The sequence below is a fragment of the Haloarcula sp. K1 genome (assembly GCF_001647155.1).
Lineage (GTDB): Archaea > Halobacteriota > Halobacteria > Halobacteriales > Haloarculaceae > Haloarcula > Haloarcula hispanica.
On sequence record NZ_LRHL01000034.1, the window covers coordinates 145109 to 165275 of the forward strand.

The 20167-nt window shown below is 63.5% G+C and carries 18 protein-coding genes; 10 read left to right on the forward strand and 8 right to left on the reverse strand.

What is annotated here, in order from left to right; genetic code table 11:
* Positions 1–111 precede the first annotated feature (111 nt).
* From AV929_RS11355 to AV929_RS11380, 6 genes are all read left to right on the forward strand, one after another.
* Complete coding sequence (locus AV929_RS11355) at positions 112–1326, forward strand: proteasome-activating nucleotidase (protein WP_014039701.1); 1215 nt, start codon at positions 112–114, stop codon at positions 1324–1326.
* 128 nt (positions 1327–1454) lie between these two features.
* The gene (locus AV929_RS11360) at positions 1455–2036 is read left to right on the forward strand and encodes a DUF420 domain-containing protein (protein ID WP_064288296.1); all 582 of its coding nucleotides are present in this window, start codon (positions 1455–1457) and stop codon (positions 2034–2036) included.
* Between the two features lie 65 nt (positions 2037–2101).
* Entirely contained in the window at positions 2102–3325 is a 1224-nt protein-coding gene (locus AV929_RS11365; RefSeq protein WP_064288297.1) for an HD domain-containing protein, read from the forward strand.
* Positions 3326–3346: 21 nt separating this feature from the next.
* Complete coding sequence (locus AV929_RS11370; protein ID WP_064288298.1) at positions 3347–4372, forward strand: amidohydrolase family protein; 1026 nt, start codon at positions 3347–3349, stop codon at positions 4370–4372.
* Between the two features lie 33 nt (positions 4373–4405).
* Entirely contained in the window at positions 4406–4864 is a 459-nt protein-coding gene (locus AV929_RS11375) for an SHOCT domain-containing protein (protein ID WP_014039705.1), read from the forward strand.
* Between the two features lie 72 nt (positions 4865–4936).
* The gene (locus AV929_RS11380) at positions 4937–5416 is read left to right on the forward strand and encodes a universal stress protein (RefSeq protein ID WP_064288299.1); all 480 of its coding nucleotides are present in this window, start codon (positions 4937–4939) and stop codon (positions 5414–5416) included.
* Positions 5417–5436: 20 nt separating this feature from the next.
* Here the strand turns inward: AV929_RS11380 and AV929_RS11385 are convergent, their stop codons facing one another.
* From AV929_RS11385 to AV929_RS11400, 4 genes are all read right to left on the reverse strand, one after another.
* Positions 5437–6384 (reverse strand): biotin--[acetyl-CoA-carboxylase] ligase, encoded by a 948-nt coding sequence (locus AV929_RS11385; RefSeq protein WP_064288300.1) that lies wholly within the window; start codon positions 6382–6384, stop codon positions 5437–5439.
* 63 nt (positions 6385–6447) lie between these two features.
* Positions 6448–8298, reverse strand: a complete 1851-nt coding sequence (locus tag AV929_RS11390) for an acetyl-CoA carboxylase biotin carboxylase subunit (protein WP_064288301.1) — start codon at positions 8296–8298, stop codon at positions 6448–6450.
* Between the two features lie 219 nt (positions 8299–8517).
* A complete protein-coding gene (locus AV929_RS11395) occupies positions 8518–8823 on the reverse strand; it encodes a hypothetical protein (protein ID WP_064288302.1) in 306 nt (101 codons plus the stop codon).
* A gap of 2 nt (positions 8824–8825) precedes the next feature.
* Positions 8826–10376 carry an acyl-CoA carboxylase subunit beta gene (locus AV929_RS11400; protein WP_014039710.1) on the reverse strand — a complete coding sequence of 517 codons (1551 nt, stop codon included), beginning with the start codon at positions 10374–10376 and terminating at the stop codon, positions 8826–8828.
* A 141-nt stretch (positions 10377–10517) separates the two neighbouring features.
* Between AV929_RS11400 and AV929_RS11405 the strand changes: the two genes are divergently transcribed.
* Positions 10518–11141 (forward strand): uracil-DNA glycosylase family protein, encoded by a 624-nt coding sequence (locus tag AV929_RS11405; protein WP_064288303.1) that lies wholly within the window; start codon positions 10518–10520, stop codon positions 11139–11141.
* Between the two features lie 46 nt (positions 11142–11187).
* On the opposite strand, the gene AV929_RS11410 is transcribed toward AV929_RS11405, so the two are convergent.
* Positions 11188–11979 (reverse strand): winged helix-turn-helix domain-containing protein, encoded by a 792-nt coding sequence (locus tag AV929_RS11410; protein WP_064288304.1) that lies wholly within the window; start codon positions 11977–11979, stop codon positions 11188–11190.
* Between the two features lie 224 nt (positions 11980–12203).
* Between AV929_RS11410 and AV929_RS11415 the strand changes: the two genes are divergently transcribed.
* Positions 12204–13184 (forward strand): DMT family transporter, encoded by a 981-nt coding sequence (locus tag AV929_RS11415; protein ID WP_064288305.1) that lies wholly within the window; start codon positions 12204–12206, stop codon positions 13182–13184.
* A 515-nt stretch (positions 13185–13699) separates the two neighbouring features.
* On the opposite strand, the gene AV929_RS11420 is transcribed toward AV929_RS11415, so the two are convergent.
* Positions 13700–15037: a sodium-dependent transporter gene (locus tag AV929_RS11420; RefSeq protein WP_014039714.1), complete on the reverse strand. Its 1338-nt coding sequence runs from the start codon at positions 15035–15037 to the stop codon at positions 13700–13702.
* A 315-nt stretch (positions 15038–15352) separates the two neighbouring features.
* Here AV929_RS11420 and AV929_RS11425 point away from each other — a divergent pair, with 315 nt between their 5' ends.
* Positions 15353–15649, forward strand: coding sequence for a hypothetical protein (locus AV929_RS11425; RefSeq protein ID WP_064288306.1), 297 nt, complete (start codon positions 15353–15355; stop codon positions 15647–15649).
* Positions 15650–15804: 155 nt separating this feature from the next.
* Here the strand turns inward: AV929_RS11425 and AV929_RS11430 are convergent, their stop codons facing one another.
* Both AV929_RS11430 and AV929_RS11435 read right to left on the reverse strand, forming a co-directional pair.
* Positions 15805–16515, reverse strand: coding sequence for an SDR family oxidoreductase (locus AV929_RS11430; protein WP_014039715.1), 711 nt, complete (start codon positions 16513–16515; stop codon positions 15805–15807).
* Positions 16516–16609: 94 nt separating this feature from the next.
* Complete coding sequence (locus AV929_RS11435) at positions 16610–17566, reverse strand: NADPH:quinone reductase (RefSeq protein ID WP_064288307.1); 957 nt, start codon at positions 17564–17566, stop codon at positions 16610–16612.
* Between the two features lie 399 nt (positions 17567–17965).
* On the opposite strand from AV929_RS11435, the gene AV929_RS11440 reads away from it, so the two are divergent.
* The gene (locus tag AV929_RS11440; protein WP_064288308.1) at positions 17966–20167 is read left to right on the forward strand and encodes a methyl-accepting chemotaxis protein; all 2202 of its coding nucleotides are present in this window, start codon (positions 17966–17968) and stop codon (positions 20165–20167) included.

Genomic DNA, 20167 nt, shown 5'->3' on the forward strand with positions numbered 1-20167 from the left:
ACCTACGGACAGGAAGCGGCCAGTAGCGGCCCCCTCCGGACGAACGCCGGGCGATACAGTTTCTGGGACTACCCGAAGCCTCATAACGGTACACCTACTAAAGGCGTCGTAATGACCGACACCGTCGACGAGGTCGATATGCCGTACGACGATGACGCGTCTCAGCAACAGAAGATCGAGGCGCTGCAGGAGCGGCTAGAGGTGCTCGAATCGCAGAACGAGGAGATGCGCGACAAGCTGCTGGACGCGAACGCGGAAAACAACAAGTACCAGCAGAAGCTCGAACGGCTTACGCACGAGAACAAGAAGCTCAAGCAGTCACCGCTGTTTGTCGCGACCGTTCAGGAACTCTCCAGTGACGGCGTGATTATCAAACAGCACGGCAACAACCAGGAGGCCCTGACAGAGGTCACTGACGAGATGCGCGAGGACCTCGAACCCGACGACCGCGTCGCCGTCAACAACTCGCTCTCTATCGTCAAACAGCTCGACGACGAGACTGACGTTCGCGCTCGCGTGATGCAGGTCGACCAGTCGCCGGATGTCACATTCGCCGACATCGGCGGTATCGAAGAGCAGATGGAGGAGGTCCGCGAGACCGTCGAGATGCCGCTGAAGAGCCCCGAGATGTTCGAAGACGTCGGCATCGACCCGCCGAGCGGCGTCCTGCTGCACGGTCCGCCCGGCACCGGCAAGACGATGCTGGCGAAGGCCGTCGCCAACGAGACCGACGCGACGTTCATCAAGATGGCCGGCTCCGAGCTGGTCCACAAGTTCATCGGCGAGGGCGCAAAGCTCGTCCGCGACCTGTTCGAACTGGCCCGTCAGGAGGAGCCCGCCGTCGTCTTCATCGACGAGATCGACGCCATCGCGGCCAAGCGGACGGAGTCGAAGACCTCCGGCGACGCCGAGGTCCAGCGGACGATGATGCAACTGCTCTCGGAGATGGACGGCTTCGACGACCGCGGCGACATCCGTATCATCGCCGCGACGAACCGCTTCGACATGCTCGACCGCGCCATCCTCCGCCCCGGCCGCTTCGACCGCCTCATCGAAGTCCCGAACCCCGACGTTGAGGGCCGCAAGCAGATCTTCCAGATCCACACCCGCAGCATGAACGTCTCCGACGACGTGGAGTTCGAGGCACTGGCCGAGGAGATAACGGACGCCTCCGGTGCGGACGTGAAGGCCATCTGTACCGAGGCCGGGATGTTCGCCATCCGCGACGATCGCACCGAGGTCACGATGGCTGACTTCCACAACGCCTGGGAGAAGATCCAGCAGGAGGAGACCGACGACGAGGACGTCTCCCGGACCTTCGCCTGATTCGGCCACGCTTCTATCGGATTTCCCGCCGTTTTTCCGAGTCAGCAGCCACCGCTCCGGCTCGCAATCGCGCCGCTGTTCCCGCCCGTTTCAGAACACAGTTACCACTCCGGTCCTGAACTGTTGCTATGGCCGTCGCAGACACACTCCAGTCGCGTGCCCGCGCTCGTCCGCGGCTCGTCACTGCCGTCGTCTCGGTCGTTGGCTACGCGCTCGTGTTCGGCGCGTTCGGCGGTGTGTTGCCGCTCCCCGAGTTCTCGAACGACACCGTCATCCTGCTGGGTGACGCAATCGCCGTCGTCAACAGCATCGCCCTGCTCGCAATCATCGCTGGCGTCTACTTCATCAAGAACAATGAGGTCCAGAAACACCGCGCGGCGATGCTGACCGCGTTCACGCTCATCATGGTGTTTCTGGCGCTGTATATCCTCAAAGTCGGCGGCGGCTTCGAGAAGGAGATCGTCGCCGAAGGGTTCGTCTGGACCGCGTACATCGTGATGCTGGCTATCCACATCCTGCTGTCTGCGGTGTCCGTGCCCGTCGTCGTTCACGCCGTCGTCCTCGGACTGACCCACTCCCCTGCTGAACTCAGAGAGACAATCCACGCCCGTGTGGGCCGCATCGCCGTCTCCGCCTGGGGGTTGAGTCTGTTTCTCGGGCTCGTCACCTACGTCATGTTGAATCACATCTACGGCTGGGTCCCCCGGTAGGCGACGACCCTCCCGGTGCGTGCGGTGGCGAACGATTTTGCCGGCCGCCGTCGTAGGCCACAGCAATGACCACAATCAAGGACAGCGTTCACGACCACATCGAGGTCCAGGGCGTCGCGGCGGCATTGCTCGATACGCCGCCGGTCCAGCGGCTCCGGCACATCTCACAGCTCGGCACGGTGACGCTCGTCTACCCCTCGGCGAACCATACCAGATTCGAGCACTCGCTTGGCGTCTACCATCTCGCGGACCGTGCGCTCTCCCACCTCGGTATCGAGGGCCAGCAGGCCGAACGGGTCCGCGCCGCGGCACTGCTCCACGACGTGGGGCACTCACCGTACAGCCACAACGTCGAGGCGCTCATCCACCGTCGGACAGGCAAGTACCACGACGACGTGGACGAACTGCTCGGTGACGGTCCTGTCGCGCGGGTGCTCTCGGAACACGGCCTCAACCCGGACCGCGTGGCCGGCCTCGTCGCTGGGGAGGGCGAACTGGGCCAGCTCGTCTCCGGCGAACTGGACGTTGACCGGATGGATTATCTGGTTCGTGACGCCCACCACACGGGCGTCCCGTACGGGACCATCGACCACGAGCGGCTGGTCCGGGAGCTGTGTTTCGTCGACGGTGAACTCGTTCTCGACGAGGGGAACGTCCAGACGGCCGAGTCGCTCCTGCTCGCACGGGCGCTGATGAACCCCACCGTCTACCAGCACCACGTCGCCCGCATCGCCAAGTCGATGCTCAGGCGCGGGACGGAGGAGCTACTCGCCGTGACTGATACGACGGCCGAGACGCTGCGCCGGTGGGACGACAACGACCTGCTCGTAGGACTCAGACAGTGCGAGGCGACCGCGGCGTACGCGCGGCGGCTGACCCAGCGAGACCTGTACAAGCGGGCCGTCTGGGCAGAGTGGCAGGCCGTGCCTGACGAGGTTCTGGCAGCCGACCACGAAGCGGTCGGCGCGATGGAGCGGGCCATCGCCGAGGAAGCGAACGTCGACAGCGACGCCGTTGTCCTCGATATCCCGCCCGAACCGTCGATGACCGAGTCGAGCAGCCGCGTCCTCGTCAACGGCGACGTCCGCCGGCTCGGCGAGCAGTCGACGCTCGTCAACGCAATCCGCGCCGCCCAGCGCGACCAGTGGCGGCTTGGCGTCTACGCGCCGGAGGCCGAGAGCGAGCGAGTCGGCGCGGCGGCCATCCGCGAACTCGGACTCGACCTCGACGGGGCCAGAGTCCGGGACGTGCGGACGGGTATCCATGCCACCCTCGATGAGTTTAACTGAGAGAACGGGCGAACGGAGAGTATGATTCTCGAAGGGACGATTCTGACGGGACGGTCGTTCGAGGCTGTCGAGGGCCGCGTCGTGGTCGAAGACAGGGAGATAGCCGCCGTCGAGGAGACCGCGGTCGACAGCGACGACATCGTGGTCCCGGCGTTCGTCAACGCCCACACCCACATCGGCGATTCAATCGCCAAGGAGGCCGGAGAGGGGCTCTCGCTGGAAGAACTGGTCGCGCCGCCGGACGGCCTGAAACACCGGTTGCTCCGCGATGCGAGCCGGGACGAACTGGTGGCCGCGATGGCGCGGACGCTGTCGTTCATGGAGCAGTCCGGGACTGGCGCGTTCATCGAGTTCCGGGAGGGCGGCGTTGAGGGCGTCCGCGCGATACAGGACGCGCTGGCGGGTTCAGACCTCGACAGCGTGATTCTCGGACGCGAGACGACCGATGCAATGGAATTAGCCGACGGCTTTGGCGCGAGCGGGGCCAACGACAGCGAGTTCGGGGCGGACCGGCGCGCGACCCGACAGGCCGGGAAGCTGTTCGGCATCCACGCGGGCGAGGTCGATAGCTCCGATATCAACCCCGCACTCGACCTCGACCCGGACTTCCTCGTCCACATGGTTCACGCCAAGTCGCTGCATCTCGAACGGGTCGCCGACAGCGAAATCCCCGTCGTCGTCTGCCCCCGGTCGAACATCGTGACCGACGTTGGCCGCCCGCCGGTCGAGGAACTGGCCGAGCGGACGACAGTCGCGCTCGGGACGGACAACGTCATGCTCAACAGCCCGTCGATGTTCCGCGAGATGGAGTTTACCGCGAAGCTGTACGACATTTCCGCCCGTGAGGTACTGCGGATGGCCACAGTCAACGGGGCCGAAATCGCTGGGCTTGGCGGCGGTCTGGTCAAGCCCGGGCAGCCGGCACGCCTGCTCGTTCTCGACGGGGATTCGGACAACCTCTCCGGGGCGCGAAACCCGGTTCGGGCTGTCGTTCGCCGGGCGGAGACGGCCGACGTTCGGCGGGTCGTCCACCCCGGGACGGAATAATTCTTATCACTGCGGGAATAGTATCCTTGGGCGATGCCCTCCACCACCGACCGCGCCCTGAGCACACCACTGAAGATACTCCTGTATGGCCTGCTCGGAGTCGTGTCGCTGATTGTCGTTCTTGCCGCTGTGAGACTCGTGTTCGGACTGTTCTGGGGCCTTGTCGGCCTCGCATTCGGTATCGTCTCCCTGGCGGCTACTATCGGGGTGCTGGCGGCTATCGGCTACGCCGTGTACTGGTTTGCGTCGAGACTCATCGGTCAGGACGAGGCGACGGCGTCGACCACTGACGTGTCACAGACGCAGGCCACGCACACAGCAGGTGCGCCCAGTGCCGACGAGACAGACCCTGTCGAACGGCTGTCCGAGCGTTACGCCAACGGGGAGATAACCGAAGCCGAACTGGAACGACGGCTCGAACAGGCCCTCGACGAACCGGCGCTGGATGGCTCCGGGGCAACAGAGTACGAACGGGACCGAGAGCTGAACTGAGCTCTATCCTGCTCGATTGTTGTATGTTGCCTGTTACCAAACTATATCCCTTCAGCCAGACAATAGTACAGCATGTACGACAGGATACTGGTGCCGACAGACGGCTCGCCGGGGTCGGAAGCGGTACTCACACACGCTGAAACACTTGCGACGACCCACGACAGCGAGATTCACGCGCTGTACGTCGTCGACACCGGCCGGTTCTCGACGCTCCCGCACGAACCGACGTGGGAGAGCGTCACCGATTCGCTCCACCGCGAGGGCGAGATGGCCCTGGACATGGTGGAGCGTCTCGTTGCCGACGATGTGACTGTCACGCGAGCCACGGCCGAGGGAAGCCCGAGTCGAGAAATCGTCGACTACGCGAGCCAGAACGACTGCGACCTCATCGTGATGGGGACCCATGGACGCGGCGGCATCGACCGCCTGTTGCTGGGAAGCGTCGCCGAACGGGTCGTCCGGTCGGCCCACGTCCCGGTCGTCACTGTTCCGGTCGAGACGACGCCACAGGATATCTCGGAGGACGAACAGCCTACCGGCGTCCCACAGTGACGTGTCTCCTGTCGTCGCCCTCACTCCGTAACCGGACGGAGATGTTCGCAATCTCCCGCTGAAACGATTTTTGTCCCGGACTCTGTCTCGATGACGAGCGCGCCCGGGAACTGGATATCTACGGCTTCGCCCTCGATGGGGCCGCCCGGCGTCTCGACCCGGACCTGTTGTCCCAGCGTCGTCGCGTACTCCCGCCACGCCTCGACGACCTGCTCCGTGTCCTGGCGCAGCGAGTCGAACTCCTCCAGCAGTCGCTGGGTGAACAGCCGTCGGTCGACCGGCTCGCCGCGCTCGGCCGAGAGACTCGTCGGGTTCGCTTCGTCGGGCAAGTCCGCGGGGTCGACGTTCGCGTTGACGCCGATGCCCACGACGACCCACGAGACGCGGTCGGCCTCGCCTTCCATCTCGGTGAGGATGCCGACTAGCTTGCGTTCTTCCTCGCCGCGCCGGACGAGCACGTCGTTGGGCCACTTGATGCTGGCGTCGACGCCGGCCTCGCGGGCCGCCCGCGTCACCGCGACGGCCGCCGCGAGCGTGAACACCGGCGCGTGGGCCATCGGCACGTCGGGCCGGAACAGCACCGAGAGCCAGGCCCCGCCGCTCGGTGAGTGCCAATCGCGGTCGAGTCGCCCCCGGCCGCCGGTCTGTTCGTCGGCCAGCACTACGACGTCCGACGCCCCCTCCGCCGCGAGGTCGCGGGCACGAGCGTTCGTGCTGGGGATGCTGTCGTGGTACTCGACGGAGAACGGCGCGTCGAGGCCGTATTCGACCGCGCTCGCCCCGAACTCCGGTACCGAATCGAGGACGTAGCCCGCATCGTCGCTGCGGATCTCGAACCCCTCGTCACGCAGGGCTTCGACGTGCTTCCAGACCGCAGAGCGGGAGATGTCCAGTTCGTCGGCGAGAGTCGGCCCCGAAACAGGACCGTCGGCCAGTGCATCGAGCACCCGGTGGCGTGTGTCGTTCATATCCGGGGCTTCGACCGGCCGGAATAAAAGGCGTCTGCAGTGCGCGGCGGGCAGGCCGCTCGCTCACCCGATCACAAAGAGCAAGTCGCCCATGTCGACGGATTCGCCCTCGCTGACGGCTACGTCGTTGACAGTGCCGCCGCGTTCGGCGACAATGTCGTTTTCCATCTTCATCGCTTCGAGCACACAGAGAACGTCGCCGGCCTCGACTTCGTCGCCTTCCTCGACGTTGACCTCCAGAATCGTCCCCTGCATCTCAGCGGCAACCTCCTGACCCTCGGCGGTGGTGGCACTGCCGCCTCCGCTGTCAGAGCTACTGCCGCCCCGTGGCCGCTGTGGCTGGCTCCCGCCGTCGGCGTCCACGTCGCCGACGTTGATCGGGGGTGCGCCGCGCTCTTCGAGGTCGACTTGGAACCGCTTGCCGTTGACTTCGACGGTGAACTCGCGTTCGACGACTTCCTCGTCCTCGTCGCCTTCGCCGTCGGATTCGGTGACCGTGCCCCACTGCTCCTGCGCTTCTTCGATGCGCGTCCGGTCGAGGTGCTCGTCGAGGTACTTTGTGGTGTGTGTCCCGTTGACGAACTTCTCATCGGTGAGCATCAGGCGGTGGAACGGAACGACGGTCGGGATGCCTTCGATGTCGAAATCCTTGAGCGCCCGTTTCCCGCGCTCAATACACTCCTCACGGTCCCCGCCGTAGGTTATGAGCTTCGCGATCATCGAGTCATAGTCCGTGACGAGGTCGTCGCCCTGCCGGAGCGCGTCGTCGAGGCGGACGCCGATACCGCCCGGCGGGTCGTAGGTGTCGAGGCTGCCGCCGGTTGCGGGCGCGAAGTCGTCAGCGGCGTTCTCGGCGTTGATACGGAACTCCATCGCGTGGCCCTCGATTTCCACGTCGTCCTGGTCGAAGGTGATCTCCTCGTCCATCGCCACCCGCAGTTGCCACTTGACGATGTCGATGTCGGTGATCTCCTCGGTGACGCAGTGCTCGACCTGAATGCGGGTGTTAACCTCGAGGAAATAGAAGTTCGCCTCCTCACCGAGCAGTTCCCCTTGCTCGCGGTCGGTGTCCTCTTCGACGAGGAACTCGACAGTCCCGGCGTTGTAGTAGTCCGATTCGCGGACGCCGCGTCGGGCAGCGTCGCCGATCTTCTCGCGGAGCGCATCGTTCAGGGCCGGCGAGGGACCCTCCTCGATAACTTTCTGGTGGCGGCGCTGGAGCGAGCAGTCACGCTCGCCCAGATGCCGGACGTTGCCGTGGTGGTCGGCGATAATCTGGACCTCGATGTGGCGGGGGTTCTCAAGATACCGTTCGAGATACACCGAATCGTTCGAGAAGTACGCCTCTCCTTCCCGCTTTGCGCTTTCGAGTTGTTCCTCGGCTTCCTCAGGGTCGTGGACGATTTTCATCCCGCGGCCGCCACCGCCACCCTCGGCCTTGATGGCCACCGGGAAGCCGTTTTCCTCGCCGAACTCGACGACTTCCTCGGGGTCATCGACCGGGTCGGTCGTCCCGGGGACGATGGGCACGTCGGCCGACTGCATGATCTTGCGGGCCTTCGTCTTCTCGCCCAGTGCCTCCATCGACTCGCTCTCGGGGCCGACCCAGGTGACGCCGTCCGTCTCCTGGACGCGCTCCGCGAAGTCGGCGTTCTCCGCGAGGAAGCCGTACCCAGGATGGATGGCGTCCGCGTCGGCCTGCTTGGCAGCGTCGATAATCGCTTCCTGGTCGAGATAGGAGTCCGCAGCACGGGCCGGGCCGACGTTGTACGCCTCGTCAGCGTATCGGACGTGCCCGGCGTGCTTGTCGGCGTCAGAGTAGACGGCCACTGTGCCGATGCCCAACTCCTCGCATGCGCGCATCACGCGCACCGCTATCTCCCCGCGATTAGCGACGAGCACCTTATCGAACATACGCCCTCATACTGAGAGTCGGCCCATAAAACTATGCGCAGATAGCGGCCAAACTTACATATATAATCATGTTAGTATGGAACATGGACACAAATCCAGATAGGGCACCGCCAACTGATACGGATTGTTGTAGATCATTTCCGGATAGCTCCGATACCGGAGTCGGAGCATCCCACTAACTCTCCCTACCAATCCGTATGACAGAAGAGCTGTCCGCGGTCAGAACCGTTCGGTGCGGCCGGCGGCACTCCAGGGGTCGGTCGGAGCGTCCGAGCGGACCCGGACGGAGCGCTTTTGCGTGGCTTCGACGCGCCCGGAGAACGACCACTGCTTGCCGTCCCAGGAGTCCCCGTCGTCTGCCGCCGCAGCAGCCGCGGCCGCTGCCGCCGCGCGCTGTCGGTCGGTGAGGTGCGCGCCGACAGCGACGGCAATGGCGGCCGCCTCGTCCGTCGACGCGTCGTCGAGCTGTGCGGCGATCTCCGCGACCAGTTCGGCGTCGACAGCCGAGTCGGTGTCGGCCGCCATCGTTACAGCGGGATGTTGCCGTGCTTGCGGTCAGGCTGGTCCTTGCGTTTCCCCCGGAGGAGGTCAAGGTCGTCGATGAGCCGCGGGCGGGTTTCCTGGGGTTCGATGACATCGTCGACGAAGCCGCGCTTGGCCGCCGTATAGGGGTTTGCGAAGGCGTCGCGGTACTCGTCGATGAGTTGTTGCCGGCGGGCCTCCACGTCGTCGGCGTCTTCCAGTTCGTCGTCGTAGAGGACGTTGACCGCGCCCTTCGGCCCCATCACGGCGATTTCGGCGGTTGGCCAGGCGTAGTTCATGTCTGCGCCGATGTGTTTCGACGCCATCACGTCGTAGGCCCCGCCGTAGGCCTTCCGCGTGATGACGGTCACCAGTGGGACGGTGGCCTCGGAGTAGGCGTACAGGAGCTTCGCGCCGTGGTTGATGATGGCGTTGCGTTCCTGGTCCTTGCCGGGCATGAACCCGGGCACGTCGACGAACGTGAGAATCGGGATGTTGAACGCGTCACAGAACCGAACAAAGCGAGCGCCCTTCCGCGAGGCATTGATGTCGAGCGTGCCGGCGTTGACTCGCGGCTGGTTGCCAACGACACCGACGCTGTGGCCGTCCATGCGGGCGAACCCGATGACGATATTGCGCGCGAAGTCCTCGGCCACCTCGAAGAAGGAGTCTTCGTCGACGATGCGTCCAACGACATCCGTCATGTCGTAGGGTTTCTGTGGTGCGTCGGGAACAGCCGTCTTCAGTGCCTCGTCCCGCCGTTCAGGGTCGTCCCAGGGTTTGACCCGCGGCGGGTCCTCGACGTTGTTCTGGGGGAGATACGAGAGGAGGTACCGGATGTCGTCCATCGCCTCTTTCTCGTCGGCGGCCGTGAAGTGAGCCACCCCGGACTCGGAGGCGTGGGTCTTCGCGCCGCCGAGTTCGTCGAAGCCGACCTCCTCGCCGGTCACCGTCTCGATGACGTCGGGCCCGGTGATGAACATGTGGCTGGTCTCCTCGACCATGTAGACGAAGTCCGTAATGGACGGGGAGTACACTGCACCGCCGGCACACGGCCCCATGATGGCCGAAATCTGTGGCACGACACCGCTAGCTTGCTGATTGCGGTGGAAGATATCGGCGTAGCCCGCCAGCGAGTCGATCCCTTCCTGAATCCGCGCGCCGGCGGAGTCGTTCAGCCCGATAATGGGTGCGCCCGTTTCGATGGCCTTGTCCATCACCTTACAGACTTTCTGTGCGAACGCCTCGCCCAGCGACCCGCCGAAGACGGTGAAGTCGTGGGCGAAGACGTACACCCGGCGGCCGTCGACTTTGCCGTAGCCGACGACGACGCCGTCTCCCGGTACTTTCTTGTCGGCCATGTCGAAGTTCGTCGAGCGGTGTTCACGGAGCGAGTCGATCTCGACGAAGGTGCCGTCGTCGAGGAAGTAATCGATGCGCTCACGCGCGGTGAGTTTCCCGCGGTCGTGTTGCGCCTCGATTCGTTCCTCGCCACCACCTCGTTCGGCCTCGGCTTTTCGTTCCCGAAGGTCCTCGACACGGTCATCGTGGCTCACGCGATATCACTTCTCCCGGACCGGAGCATATCCGACTCCTTGCGGGCATCCGAGAAAAGCGTTATCAAACTTCACCATTATTTCTCGTATTCGATAACGGAAACCGGCGGAGTTTTGAGCGATGGCCCGTTGCTTTCGCGCGTGAAGAACGTCACGGCCCGCCAGCACAACCCCTTCGGCTTCGACGCACCGTGTGAGCCGTTCGTGCCCGGGTACGGCGACGCCAACGCCCACTTTCACGTCATCGGCGACCATCCGGGTGTCCACGGTGGCGAAACGTCCGGCATCCCCTTTACCGACAGCGCTGCGGGCGAACGCCTCCAGCGGGCGCTTGTCGAGGCCGGACTGCTGGCCGAAGCCGGCACGCCGCCAACCGTCGAGAAGACCTACCTGTCGTACCTGTATATGTGCGGCGGTGACCCACCGACAGACGCGGATTACGAAGCTCTGGAGCCGCTGTTCGACACGGAACTCCGGGCCATCACTGCCCACGTCCTCCTGCCTGTCGGCGAGCGGGCCACGCGACACGTGTTCGCGAACACGACCTCGGAGCCGACCGAATCGATCGACATGGACGCGCTGCACGCAACCGAGGTGCCCGGCAGCGGCTGGCTCGTCTACCCGATCAAAGAGCCCGCGGAGTGGAGCGACGACGACGAAGACGCCCTTGTCGACGTCCTGACTGCGCTACTGAAGACCGACTATCGCCGCGAGGCGGACCTCGGGCGGTTCCTGCCGAACGACGACCCGTATCTGGTCCGGTAGCGGTTCTATTGATTCTTACAGCGGCTCCGACGATCAGAAACAGTGGCTACAGCGCCCACTCGTCCGAGAGCGGTTCCGCGGACGCCCAGTACGCGTCGAACGCCTCGATAGCCCACTCGCGGACGGCCGGCGCGGTCGTATCGATCGACGCCTGTAGAACGCCGTTGTCGTCCCGCAACAGCAGATGGACCACGTCGTCGGCGATCATCACCGCAAGTGGAACACCGTCGGTTCGCACCCGGACTGACGCGTCCGGTTCGGCACGCAGCGATTCGAGTCGTTTCCGGAGTCGGTCGTCCGCCGCCAGTGCGTCTATCGCGCCGGGCGAGAACACGCCCGAGAACCGCTGTTCGCCGGCGGTGACCCGTTCCTGAACGACTCGAATCGCCTGGTCGTTGAACGCGTGTGAGAAGGTCCGGACCTCCTCGGCGTCTCGAAGCAGGTCGAGCAATCGCTGGACCGGCGCGTTCGGGCGCGTCTGACTTGGAACGGTTATCGTGGCGTCGGCCAGATGTTGCAGGTCGAAGTCTATCGCGTCGGTGGGAAGGTACTGGACGATGTTGCGCAGCCGGCGCTCGGTTTCGAGGCTGTCGAGCAGGTCGGTGAACCCGTCGGCGACGATGCGGCCCGTCGCCGTTGCGACGTACTCGCCGCCCGTTCGGCGTATCCACGACCGCTCTTCGAAGTCCGCGATGATACGCCCGAGCGTCGCCTGTGACGCACCGGTTTCGGCCGCGAGTTCCCCGCGCGAGTGGGGGTCCGCCGCCAGAAGCCGTAACACCTCGACCCGGTTCGACGAGAGCGCGAGGAACTCGATCTCTTCGAGCGCCGATTCCATACCGCCGCGTTGGGGAGTCCGTCCTAAAGCGCTTTCGCAGTGTGAAATAATTTCACACCGTGAATATCCGCCACGGGTGTTCGGCCGTTTCGCGTTATGTAAGATTTTCTAAACGGCCCTATAAGCCTCGATCCCGTACCGTAGAGTACGATGACTCAGGTTTCTCCACGCCCTCTCTCTGTCGGCTGTGCAGATATTTCAGAAATTAAATACGAGGTGGCGGCATGATTTCGCGCCGCACGCTCGCCCTCGCTGCGGTTGCCAGCGTCCTGCTCGGTGGGACCTTCGTCGGAGCGAAGGCAGGCCTCTCGTACCTCCCACCGCTTCTGTTCGTCGCCCTTCGGTTCGACATCGCCGCCGTCGTGCTCCTCGGCTACGTCGTCGTGACCCGGTCCCGGGACGAACTGCTCCCGCGAACCCGTGGCGACGTGCTGGCGATTCTCTCGACGGGTCTATTCGCGCTCGGCCTCGCGAACGCGCTGATATTCGTGGGCCAGCAGTCCGCCACCAGCGCGGTCGCGGCCATCGTGTTCAGTCTCAACCCGATACTGACGCCGGTGTTCGCCGCCATTCTGCTCTCCGACGAGCGGCTCTCGGCCCGCGGCGGCCTCGGGATGGTCATCGGCCTGCTCGGCGTCGGCCTCGTCGTCAGCCCCGACCCGGCGATGCTCCTGAGCGGGGGCATCGGCAAGCTCATTCTGTTCGCTGGCGCGACCAGCGCCGCGCTGGGCAGCGTCCTCATCCGGTGGTCCGGCGGCGACCTGTCAAGTACGGTCCGGACCGCGTGGGCGCTCCCCGTCGCCGCCGCGCTCTCTCACGCGCTGAGCATCGGCATGGGCGAATCGGCGGCCACGGCGGTCTGGTCTCCGACCGCGATAGCGGCCCTGCTGTACGTCGGTATCTTCGCCGGGGCAATCGCCTACATCGCCTACTTCGGCCTGCTCGATGTCACCGGTGCGATCCAGGCTAACCTCATCTTCTACGTGGTCCCCGTCGTGTCGACGCTCGGCGGGTGGGCCGTGCTCGGCGAGGCTATCACCCCGACTGCAGTGGCCGGCTTTCTGACCATCTTCACCGGGTTCGCGGTGCTTGGCAGCGAGTCGGTCGATATCCACGCACTGCTCCCGGGTACCGCCGACGAGGGTGACACTGCCCCCGAGAGTCTCGGGATTGCGGAGGAACCGCGCGGGTTCGAATCCGACTGAAATCGGCTAGTAGGGTGTCGTATAGCTGCTGTCTAGTTTAAATCGTTAGTACACCGAGTCCACCAGTCATAGAAATTCAGCAACGCATTCATACCGCCATCATGTGTCTACAATGGTGTGAATTTCAACGAAAACGGACGCATTCGACAGCTCTTGATACCGATAGGCGGATTGGCTCTGGTCATTCAGTCGATAGCGTTTGAATCTACGTTTGAAATCGTAGAAAGTCCCGGTGTTTCCGGGACCCTCAGAGACGTGCTGAGCGGTGGTCTGTTGCTGGTGGCAACGGTCTGCCTCTTCGGTGGCGTGTATCTACGTCTACGCAATGCGTGACAGAGACACTGCCCTATGGTACAGTCGACTCAGACTCCTGCGGCCGAAAAAATACTACTCTGGAAAAACTGTCTGGACCCGCGTCGGACCACTGCGACTGTTTTTCGCAGCAACCGCACACACTGGGCGGTCACCGCGAACTGCGGAAAAGAAGGTCCGTCGGAAACCGATACGTACGTCGGTTATATCGGCGGGATGATCGCCGGGTCCTCGGCGAGGAACAGCGTCTGCAGGCCGAGCGCCAGCGTCAGGATGACGCCGAGGATGACCACCGTTCGGACCATCCAGAGCCAGGTCGGGCCGAACGCCCGGAGCCCACCCGTTCCCTGTCGGAGCTCGGCAACTGCGCTGGAGGAGAGCACCCAGCCGACGAACACCAGAACGAGCAGCACCGACAGCGGGAGGAACAGCTTGTATGCGAGCGTGTCGAACCAGCCGAACCACGCCAGGTCCCAGGCTGACGGCAGACCCAGAGCGAACAGCCCAACTCCGAGAATTGCCGACAGCTGCACTCGCGAGTACGGCGTGTTGTCGACACCGTAGGAGACTGCAACTTCGAGCAGGCTGATCGCGGAGGAGATCGCGGCGATGAGGACAACGCCGAAGAACACGATACCGAGGAGTCGACCCCCGGGGAGCTGTGGGAACGCCGACGCCATCGCGACGAAGATGGCGGACGGGCCGCTGGTGTCGGGACTGATGTTGATGGCGAAGAGAATCGGGAACACGACGAGACCCGCCAGCACACCGACGAGCGTGTTCGTCACGACGATGATGCCACCATCGACCGGGAGGCTCTCGTCGTCACCGATGTACGAGGAGTAGGTGATCATGGCTGCCATCCCCAGCGAGAGGGTGAAAAACGCCTGTCCAACCGCGAACGGGATCAGGTCGCCGGCGTTCGCCGCCAGCGTGGAGAAGTCCGGCGAGAGGAAGTAGCTGTAGCCAGCGCCTGCTCCCTCGAGTGTGGTGACCCAGGCCGCCATCCCGATCATGAGGATGACGATGCTGGGGACCATCACCTTCGTCGCCTTCTCGATACCGTCCTCGACACCCACTGCGACGATGCCGACACAGATTAGCAGGAACAGCGCCTGCCCGGCGACAGCTTCTGGCCCACTTGAGATAGCGCCGAAGTACTCCGCGGAGTTTCCGAAGTATGCGCCCGTCGCGCTACCGAGGATATACCGCATGACCCACCCGCCGACGACGTTGTAATACGAGAGGATCCAGAATCCCGTAAAGACGCCCAGGCCACCGACGACCCGCCACTGCTTGAACCCGAGTTCTGCGAACGCGTCGACGGCATTACGGTTCGTTCGCCGACCGATGATGAACTCCGCCAGCATTGCCGGGAAGCCGATGAGCAACACGGCGGCGAGGTAAAAGACGAGGAACACTGCGCCGCCGTTTGTCGCGGTCTTGAACGGGAACTGCCAGATGTTTCCGAGACCGACTGCGCTACCGATCGCTGCGAGAAGGAACCCGAGCCGTGAGGCCCACGTTTCTCTGTCACTCATTGTGATGCGGCATATTCTTTTGGGGTATAAAAACCACCGTGATTCCGGTTCGCAATACCATCCGATAGTATGACCAGTCTGACATCATTTGCGACGGCGAACAGCAGCAGCCGAGAGGTCCACACTGACACCTCCTTGCTGGTCATTTCTCGACAGCGTGGATATGTGACTTCGAATCTACCTATATGACCACGTCCAGAATCTGTACCTCAAATAATCAAAAACAAGTCCACGGTGAAAATTGTTGGGTTTGATTCATGTTCGCCGCGTACTGTGGAACGTAGGGACCGAACCCCCGGTTCTCGGACAACAGACATGGACTATTCAGATACAGAGCGGATTGTTGATGAATCGCTCGAGTTCCCAGTGACGCATACGGCTGTGATTGAACAGATCGGTGCCATTGAAATAACGTCTCCCTCCGGTAACTCGGTGACTATTCAGGAGACGTTAGACCCGGTCGAAGAGGAGAGTTATCTGACCGCGGATGCGCTTTACACCTCGATTATCGGCAATCTCGACGAGACATTCATTGGACGCAAGTACTATGATGATCGCGGGGGGATTGCAATCGGAACTGAGATCAGAGACGAATCTACCGTCTCCTTCTGACGATTGCTCCCGCTCATCCAGACCCCCGGTCGTCGTTCTGGACACGATATCGGTGGGTGACCAGGCAATCGCACCGATACCCTAAATAGTCAAACGTGAGTGGAGTGGTTCGTGCTGTCGGTGGAAGACGCTGTCCGACGGTCTAGCTAACAGTATCAGACCTCGCCGTACACCGGCACCGCTGCGCCGCTGGTCACGGTGGCGGCGTCCGAACAGAGGAACAACATCACGTCCGCGATGTCTTTCGGGTCGACCCACGTTTCGAAGTCGGAGTCGGGCATCATCTCGCGGTTCATCGGGGTGTCGATGACGCTCGGCATCACGGCGTTGGCTCGCACGGCCCCGAGGTTCTCCGCCGCGATGGTCTCGGTCAGTAGTCGGACACCGGCTTTCGATGCGCGGTAGATACCGTCGCCGTCACCGCCCTCCAGTGACGACCGCGCGGAAACTGAGACGATTGCGCCCTTGGTCTCCCGCAAGTGTGGAACCGCGTGTTTCGACGCCAGAAACATCGTCTTCAGGTTCACGTCGAACAGGAAGTCGAACGTGTCCACGTCCGTCTCGTGGATCGGTGTGCCACCCCGCCACGTTCCGGCGATGTTCAGCAAGTAGTCCAGTCGCCCGTGTTCGTCGACGACTGCGTCGACAGTCTCGGCGACAGCCTCCTCGTCGCTGAAGTCTGCCTGGTAGAAATCCACGCTGTCGGGATCGGACAACAGGAAGTCCTCGGTATTCGGTTCGATGATGTCGCTTCCACAGACGGTCGTCCCGGCTTCGAGGAACGCGTTTGCGACCGCGCTGCCCAGCGCCCCGCCGACACCCGTAACCAGTGCTATCTCACCGCCGAAATCAAATTCGACTGACATACATCTGTCAACGGATAGCAAGGGGATAAATGCCAATCCCCGGAAACGCGAGGACCGGGCCGGTAAACCGACGACGGGGTCCGCAGTAGCCGGTCTACGGCATGACGACGAGTTTGCCGAGGAAGCTGTCGTTCAGTACGTCGTTGTGAGCGGCCGGGACGTCGTCGAGGTCGTACCGGCGGGCGACGACCGGCGTTAGGTCGTCGTCGGCCATGAGCGTCGCCAGTCGGGAAAGCACCGCGCCGAACTCCGGTGTGTTGAACATCGAGACGTGGTGAACGCTGAGGGCTTTGGCCCGGCAGCGCGGGACGTTCTCGAACGTCGCCGCGAGGTCGGTGTTCCCGATAGCGGCGATTCGAGCGCCCTGGGCGGCCACCTCGGCATCGAATGCGAGGTAGTCGTCGAGTCGGTGGTCGAGAATCACGTCCGGCGCGCCGGCGTTGACCACCGCGTCGGCGAGGTCGTCCCGGCTGTAGTCGAACACGTCGTCCGCGCCGAGGTCGGCCAGATGGTTGTGGTAGGCCGGCGATGCTGTCGTCGTCACCTGCGCGCCGTTCGCCGCAGCCAACTGGACTGCAACGTGGCCTACGCCGCCGCTCCCGCCGTGAATCAGCGCCCGCTCGGCCGGCTCCAGCGAGCAGGCGTCGACGAGCGTCTGCCAGGCGGTGACGCCGACGAGCGCGACGGCCGCCCCCGCCTCGGCGGACACCCCGTCGGGGAGCCGCGCCAGATGCGATTCGGGAACAGTGACGTACTCCGCGCAGGTCCCCTGGAGCCAGTTCCCCAGCCCGGTCGCGAACGCCCGGTCGCCCTCGGTGACGGTGGCCACGCGCTCGCCGGTCGCGGCGACGGTCCCGGCACAGTCGGAGCCGGGTATCCAGGGCAGTTCGCCCGGCTCGTAGTCGCCGGCCCGGAAGTACGTATCGACCGGATTGATCGCCGCTGCCTCGACTTCGAGCAGGACCTCCTCCGGACCTGGTGTGGGTCGTTCGATGTCGTCGACGCGGAGCACGTCCGTCCCGCCGTATTCGTGGAATCGTACAGCACGCATTGGGGTATGCGTCAGGTGGTATCGGGAAAACCTTTCCCCACGGACTGAGCGGCCCCGAATACGCTTCTCAACATATCGCGGTACGTTGAGTGACAGCGCCGACAGCGAACGAGTTGGGTCAGGACTCATATCGGCGACTGCGGATGATATTATCAGAAAAACACAACTACCCAACGTTAGCCGTACCGGGGCTATGAATTTCCACAGTGGCCACAGCGTTTATCATCGGTGAAAATTGCGCACCAACGCTTTATTAGCACGTTTGCGTAGCACTGGATGATGGAATCAGATAGGGACTCGCCGCTCCCGAGTTTTATTGCTGGCAGTTACGCTGCTAGACTCGGGTTGGCGCTTTCATTCGCGATAATTGTTATTATCGCCGCCGGGGTCCTGACAAGCGTGCAGGCGTCCGCCACTCTCGAGGAAGACGTTGCGGACGACATCACGGCGCTGTCAGAGACACAGGCCGCACAGTTGGACGAATGGTTGACGACATCGCAGCGGGATGTCCGATCAACGTCGCGACTCCCCGTGTTCACTGACGGGACGAACACGGAGAAACAGCAACGACTGGAGGAGTTACGGTCCAACGAGGAACTCCCGCCCGGTGTCGTCGCAGTGCACTACTTCGACACCGAGACAAACGAGATCCGTGCCAGTTCGAATCAGGACTTCATCGGGGTCAACGCTGCCGAGCAGGGGGCACCGTTCGCTACGGACCCGCCACAGTTCGACGGTCCCGACGACACGCATGTGACGGAGCCGTTCTCCGTCTCGGTCGTCGACCATCCGATAGTGGCCGTCGTTTCGCCGGTCCCCGGTGACGAAGACAGAGCGCTCGTGTACATGATCGACCTCCGGGAGAAGGCCGACCAGATATCGAACCAGCGCGATGGGTCGTTTACCACGGTCGTCAACACTGACGGCGAGTTCGTCTCCCACCCAAACACCTCGATGATCGGGTCGACAGCACCGATCTCGGAGATGGAGTCGAACCCGCTGGGGACGCTCGAACCCGGCGAGGGCGCCTTCCACGAAACGGACAGTATGCTGATGGGACTGAACCGACTCGAATCACAGGACTGGGTCGTTATGGTCCACGCTGATCGCCAGAACGCGTACGCCCTGAGCGACCAGATCAACTCTGACCTCATCGGGCTCATTTTGCTTGCCGTCGTCAACCTCGGACTCATCGGAGTCACGATCGGCGGAAACACGATCGCTTCGCTGCGACGGCTTTCGGTGAAGGCCGAAGCGATGGCCGAGGGGGAACTCGACGTCGACCTCAGCACGTCACGCGAGGACGAGTTCGGAACGCTGTACGCCGCCTTCGACAATATGCGGGCGAACCTCCGGACGCAGATATCCGAAGCCGAAACCGCACGGCAGGAAGCCGAGGAGGCCAAAGAGCAGGCACAGACGGCCCGTGAGGACGTCGAATCCGAACGCAACGAGATGGAGGCGCTGACCGGCCACCTCGAACTCAAGGCACAGCAGTACAGCGACGCGCTCGCCGCCGCCGCTAACGGTGACCTCACCGCACGGGTAGATACGGACAGTATGAACGAGGCGATGGCGGAGGTCGGCGAGGACATCAACACGACGCTGGATGCGCTCGAAGACACCATTGCCGACATGAAGGCGTTCGCGGCCAACGTCATCCAGTCCAGCGACCGCGTCAACTCGAACGCGGAGCGGGTCGACCAGGCCAGCAAGCAAGTGTCGAAGTCGATAAACGAGATTTTCGAAGGCACGACCGAGCAAAACGAGGGGCTGGAATCGGCGGCCGCCGAGATGCAGAACCTCTCGGCGACTGCACAGCAGGTCGCCTCCTCCGCTCAGCAGGTTGCCGACACGTCCCAGTCGGCCGCCGAAGTCGGTGAGGACGGCCGCGAAGCCGCCCAGGAGGCCATCGCGGAGATGAGCGCCATCGAGGACGAGACCGGCGAGACCGTCGAAGAGATCAACGCGCTCGACGACGAACTCGACGAGATCGGCGAGATCGTCGGCGTCATCACGAGCATCGTCGAGCAGACGAACATGCTCGCACTGAACGCCTCCATCGAGGCCGCCCACGCTGACGGTGACGGCGAAGGGTTCGCCGTCGTCGCGGACGAGATCAAGGGCCTCGCAGAGGAGACCAAAGAGGCCGCCGCCGACATCGAGCAGCGCATTGCGGGCATCCAAGAGCAGGCCGGCGACACGGTCGAGACGATGGAGTCGACCAGTAACCGGATTACTGAAGGCGTCTCGACGGTCGAGGAGACCGTCGACGCGCTGGAGACCATCGTCGAGTACACGGAAGAGGTCGACACCGGCATCCAGGAGATCGACCGGGCGACCGAGGAACAGGCCCGGACCGCACAGGACGTGATGGGGACCATCGACGACCTGACGACGATCAGTCAGCAGACGGCGACGGAGGCAGATACTGTGGCTGGCGCGGCACAGGACCAGTCCGCGTCCATCGACGAAGTGTCGGACTCCGCGACAGAACTCAGGCAGCGGGCTGACGACCTCGAATCGCTACTGGACCGCTTTACCGTCGAAAACTCGGCCGGGACGGACACCGACAGCACGGCTGTGGTGGGGGACGACTAA

Coding starts and splice junctions, on each gene's coding strand:
- AV929_RS11430 (WP_014039715.1), bottom strand. CDS start 16,515: ATGTCAGTCGAATTTGATTTCGGCGGTGAGATAGCACTGGTTACGGGT.
- AV929_RS11380 (WP_064288299.1), top strand. CDS start 4,937: ATGTACGACAGGATACTGGTGCCGACAGACGGCTCGCCGGGGTCGGAA.
- AV929_RS11375 (WP_014039705.1), top strand. CDS start 4,406: ATGCCCTCCACCACCGACCGCGCCCTGAGCACACCACTGAAGATACTC.
- AV929_RS11355 (WP_014039701.1), top strand. CDS start 112: ATGACCGACACCGTCGACGAGGTCGATATGCCGTACGACGATGACGCG.
- AV929_RS11435 (WP_064288307.1), bottom strand. CDS start 17,566: ATGCGTGCTGTACGATTCCACGAATACGGCGGGACGGACGTGCTCCGC.
- AV929_RS11370 (WP_064288298.1), top strand. CDS start 3,347: ATGATTCTCGAAGGGACGATTCTGACGGGACGGTCGTTCGAGGCTGTC.
- AV929_RS11410 (WP_064288304.1), bottom strand. CDS start 11,979: ATGGAATCGGCGCTCGAAGAGATCGAGTTCCTCGCGCTCTCGTCGAAC.
- AV929_RS11395 (WP_064288302.1), bottom strand. CDS start 8,823: ATGGCGGCCGACACCGACTCGGCTGTCGACGCCGAACTGGTCGCGGAG.
- AV929_RS11425 (WP_064288306.1), top strand. CDS start 15,353: ATGGACTATTCAGATACAGAGCGGATTGTTGATGAATCGCTCGAGTTC.
- AV929_RS11385 (WP_064288300.1), bottom strand. CDS start 6,384: ATGAACGACACACGCCACCGGGTGCTCGATGCACTGGCCGACGGTCCT.
- AV929_RS11420 (WP_014039714.1), bottom strand. CDS start 15,037: ATGAGTGACAGAGAAACGTGGGCCTCACGGCTCGGGTTCCTTCTCGCA.
- AV929_RS11360 (WP_064288296.1), top strand. CDS start 1,455: ATGGCCGTCGCAGACACACTCCAGTCGCGTGCCCGCGCTCGTCCGCGG.
- AV929_RS11415 (WP_064288305.1), top strand. CDS start 12,204: ATGATTTCGCGCCGCACGCTCGCCCTCGCTGCGGTTGCCAGCGTCCTG.
- AV929_RS11390 (WP_064288301.1), bottom strand. CDS start 8,298: ATGTTCGATAAGGTGCTCGTCGCTAATCGCGGGGAGATAGCGGTGCGC.
- AV929_RS11365 (WP_064288297.1), top strand. CDS start 2,102: ATGACCACAATCAAGGACAGCGTTCACGACCACATCGAGGTCCAGGGC.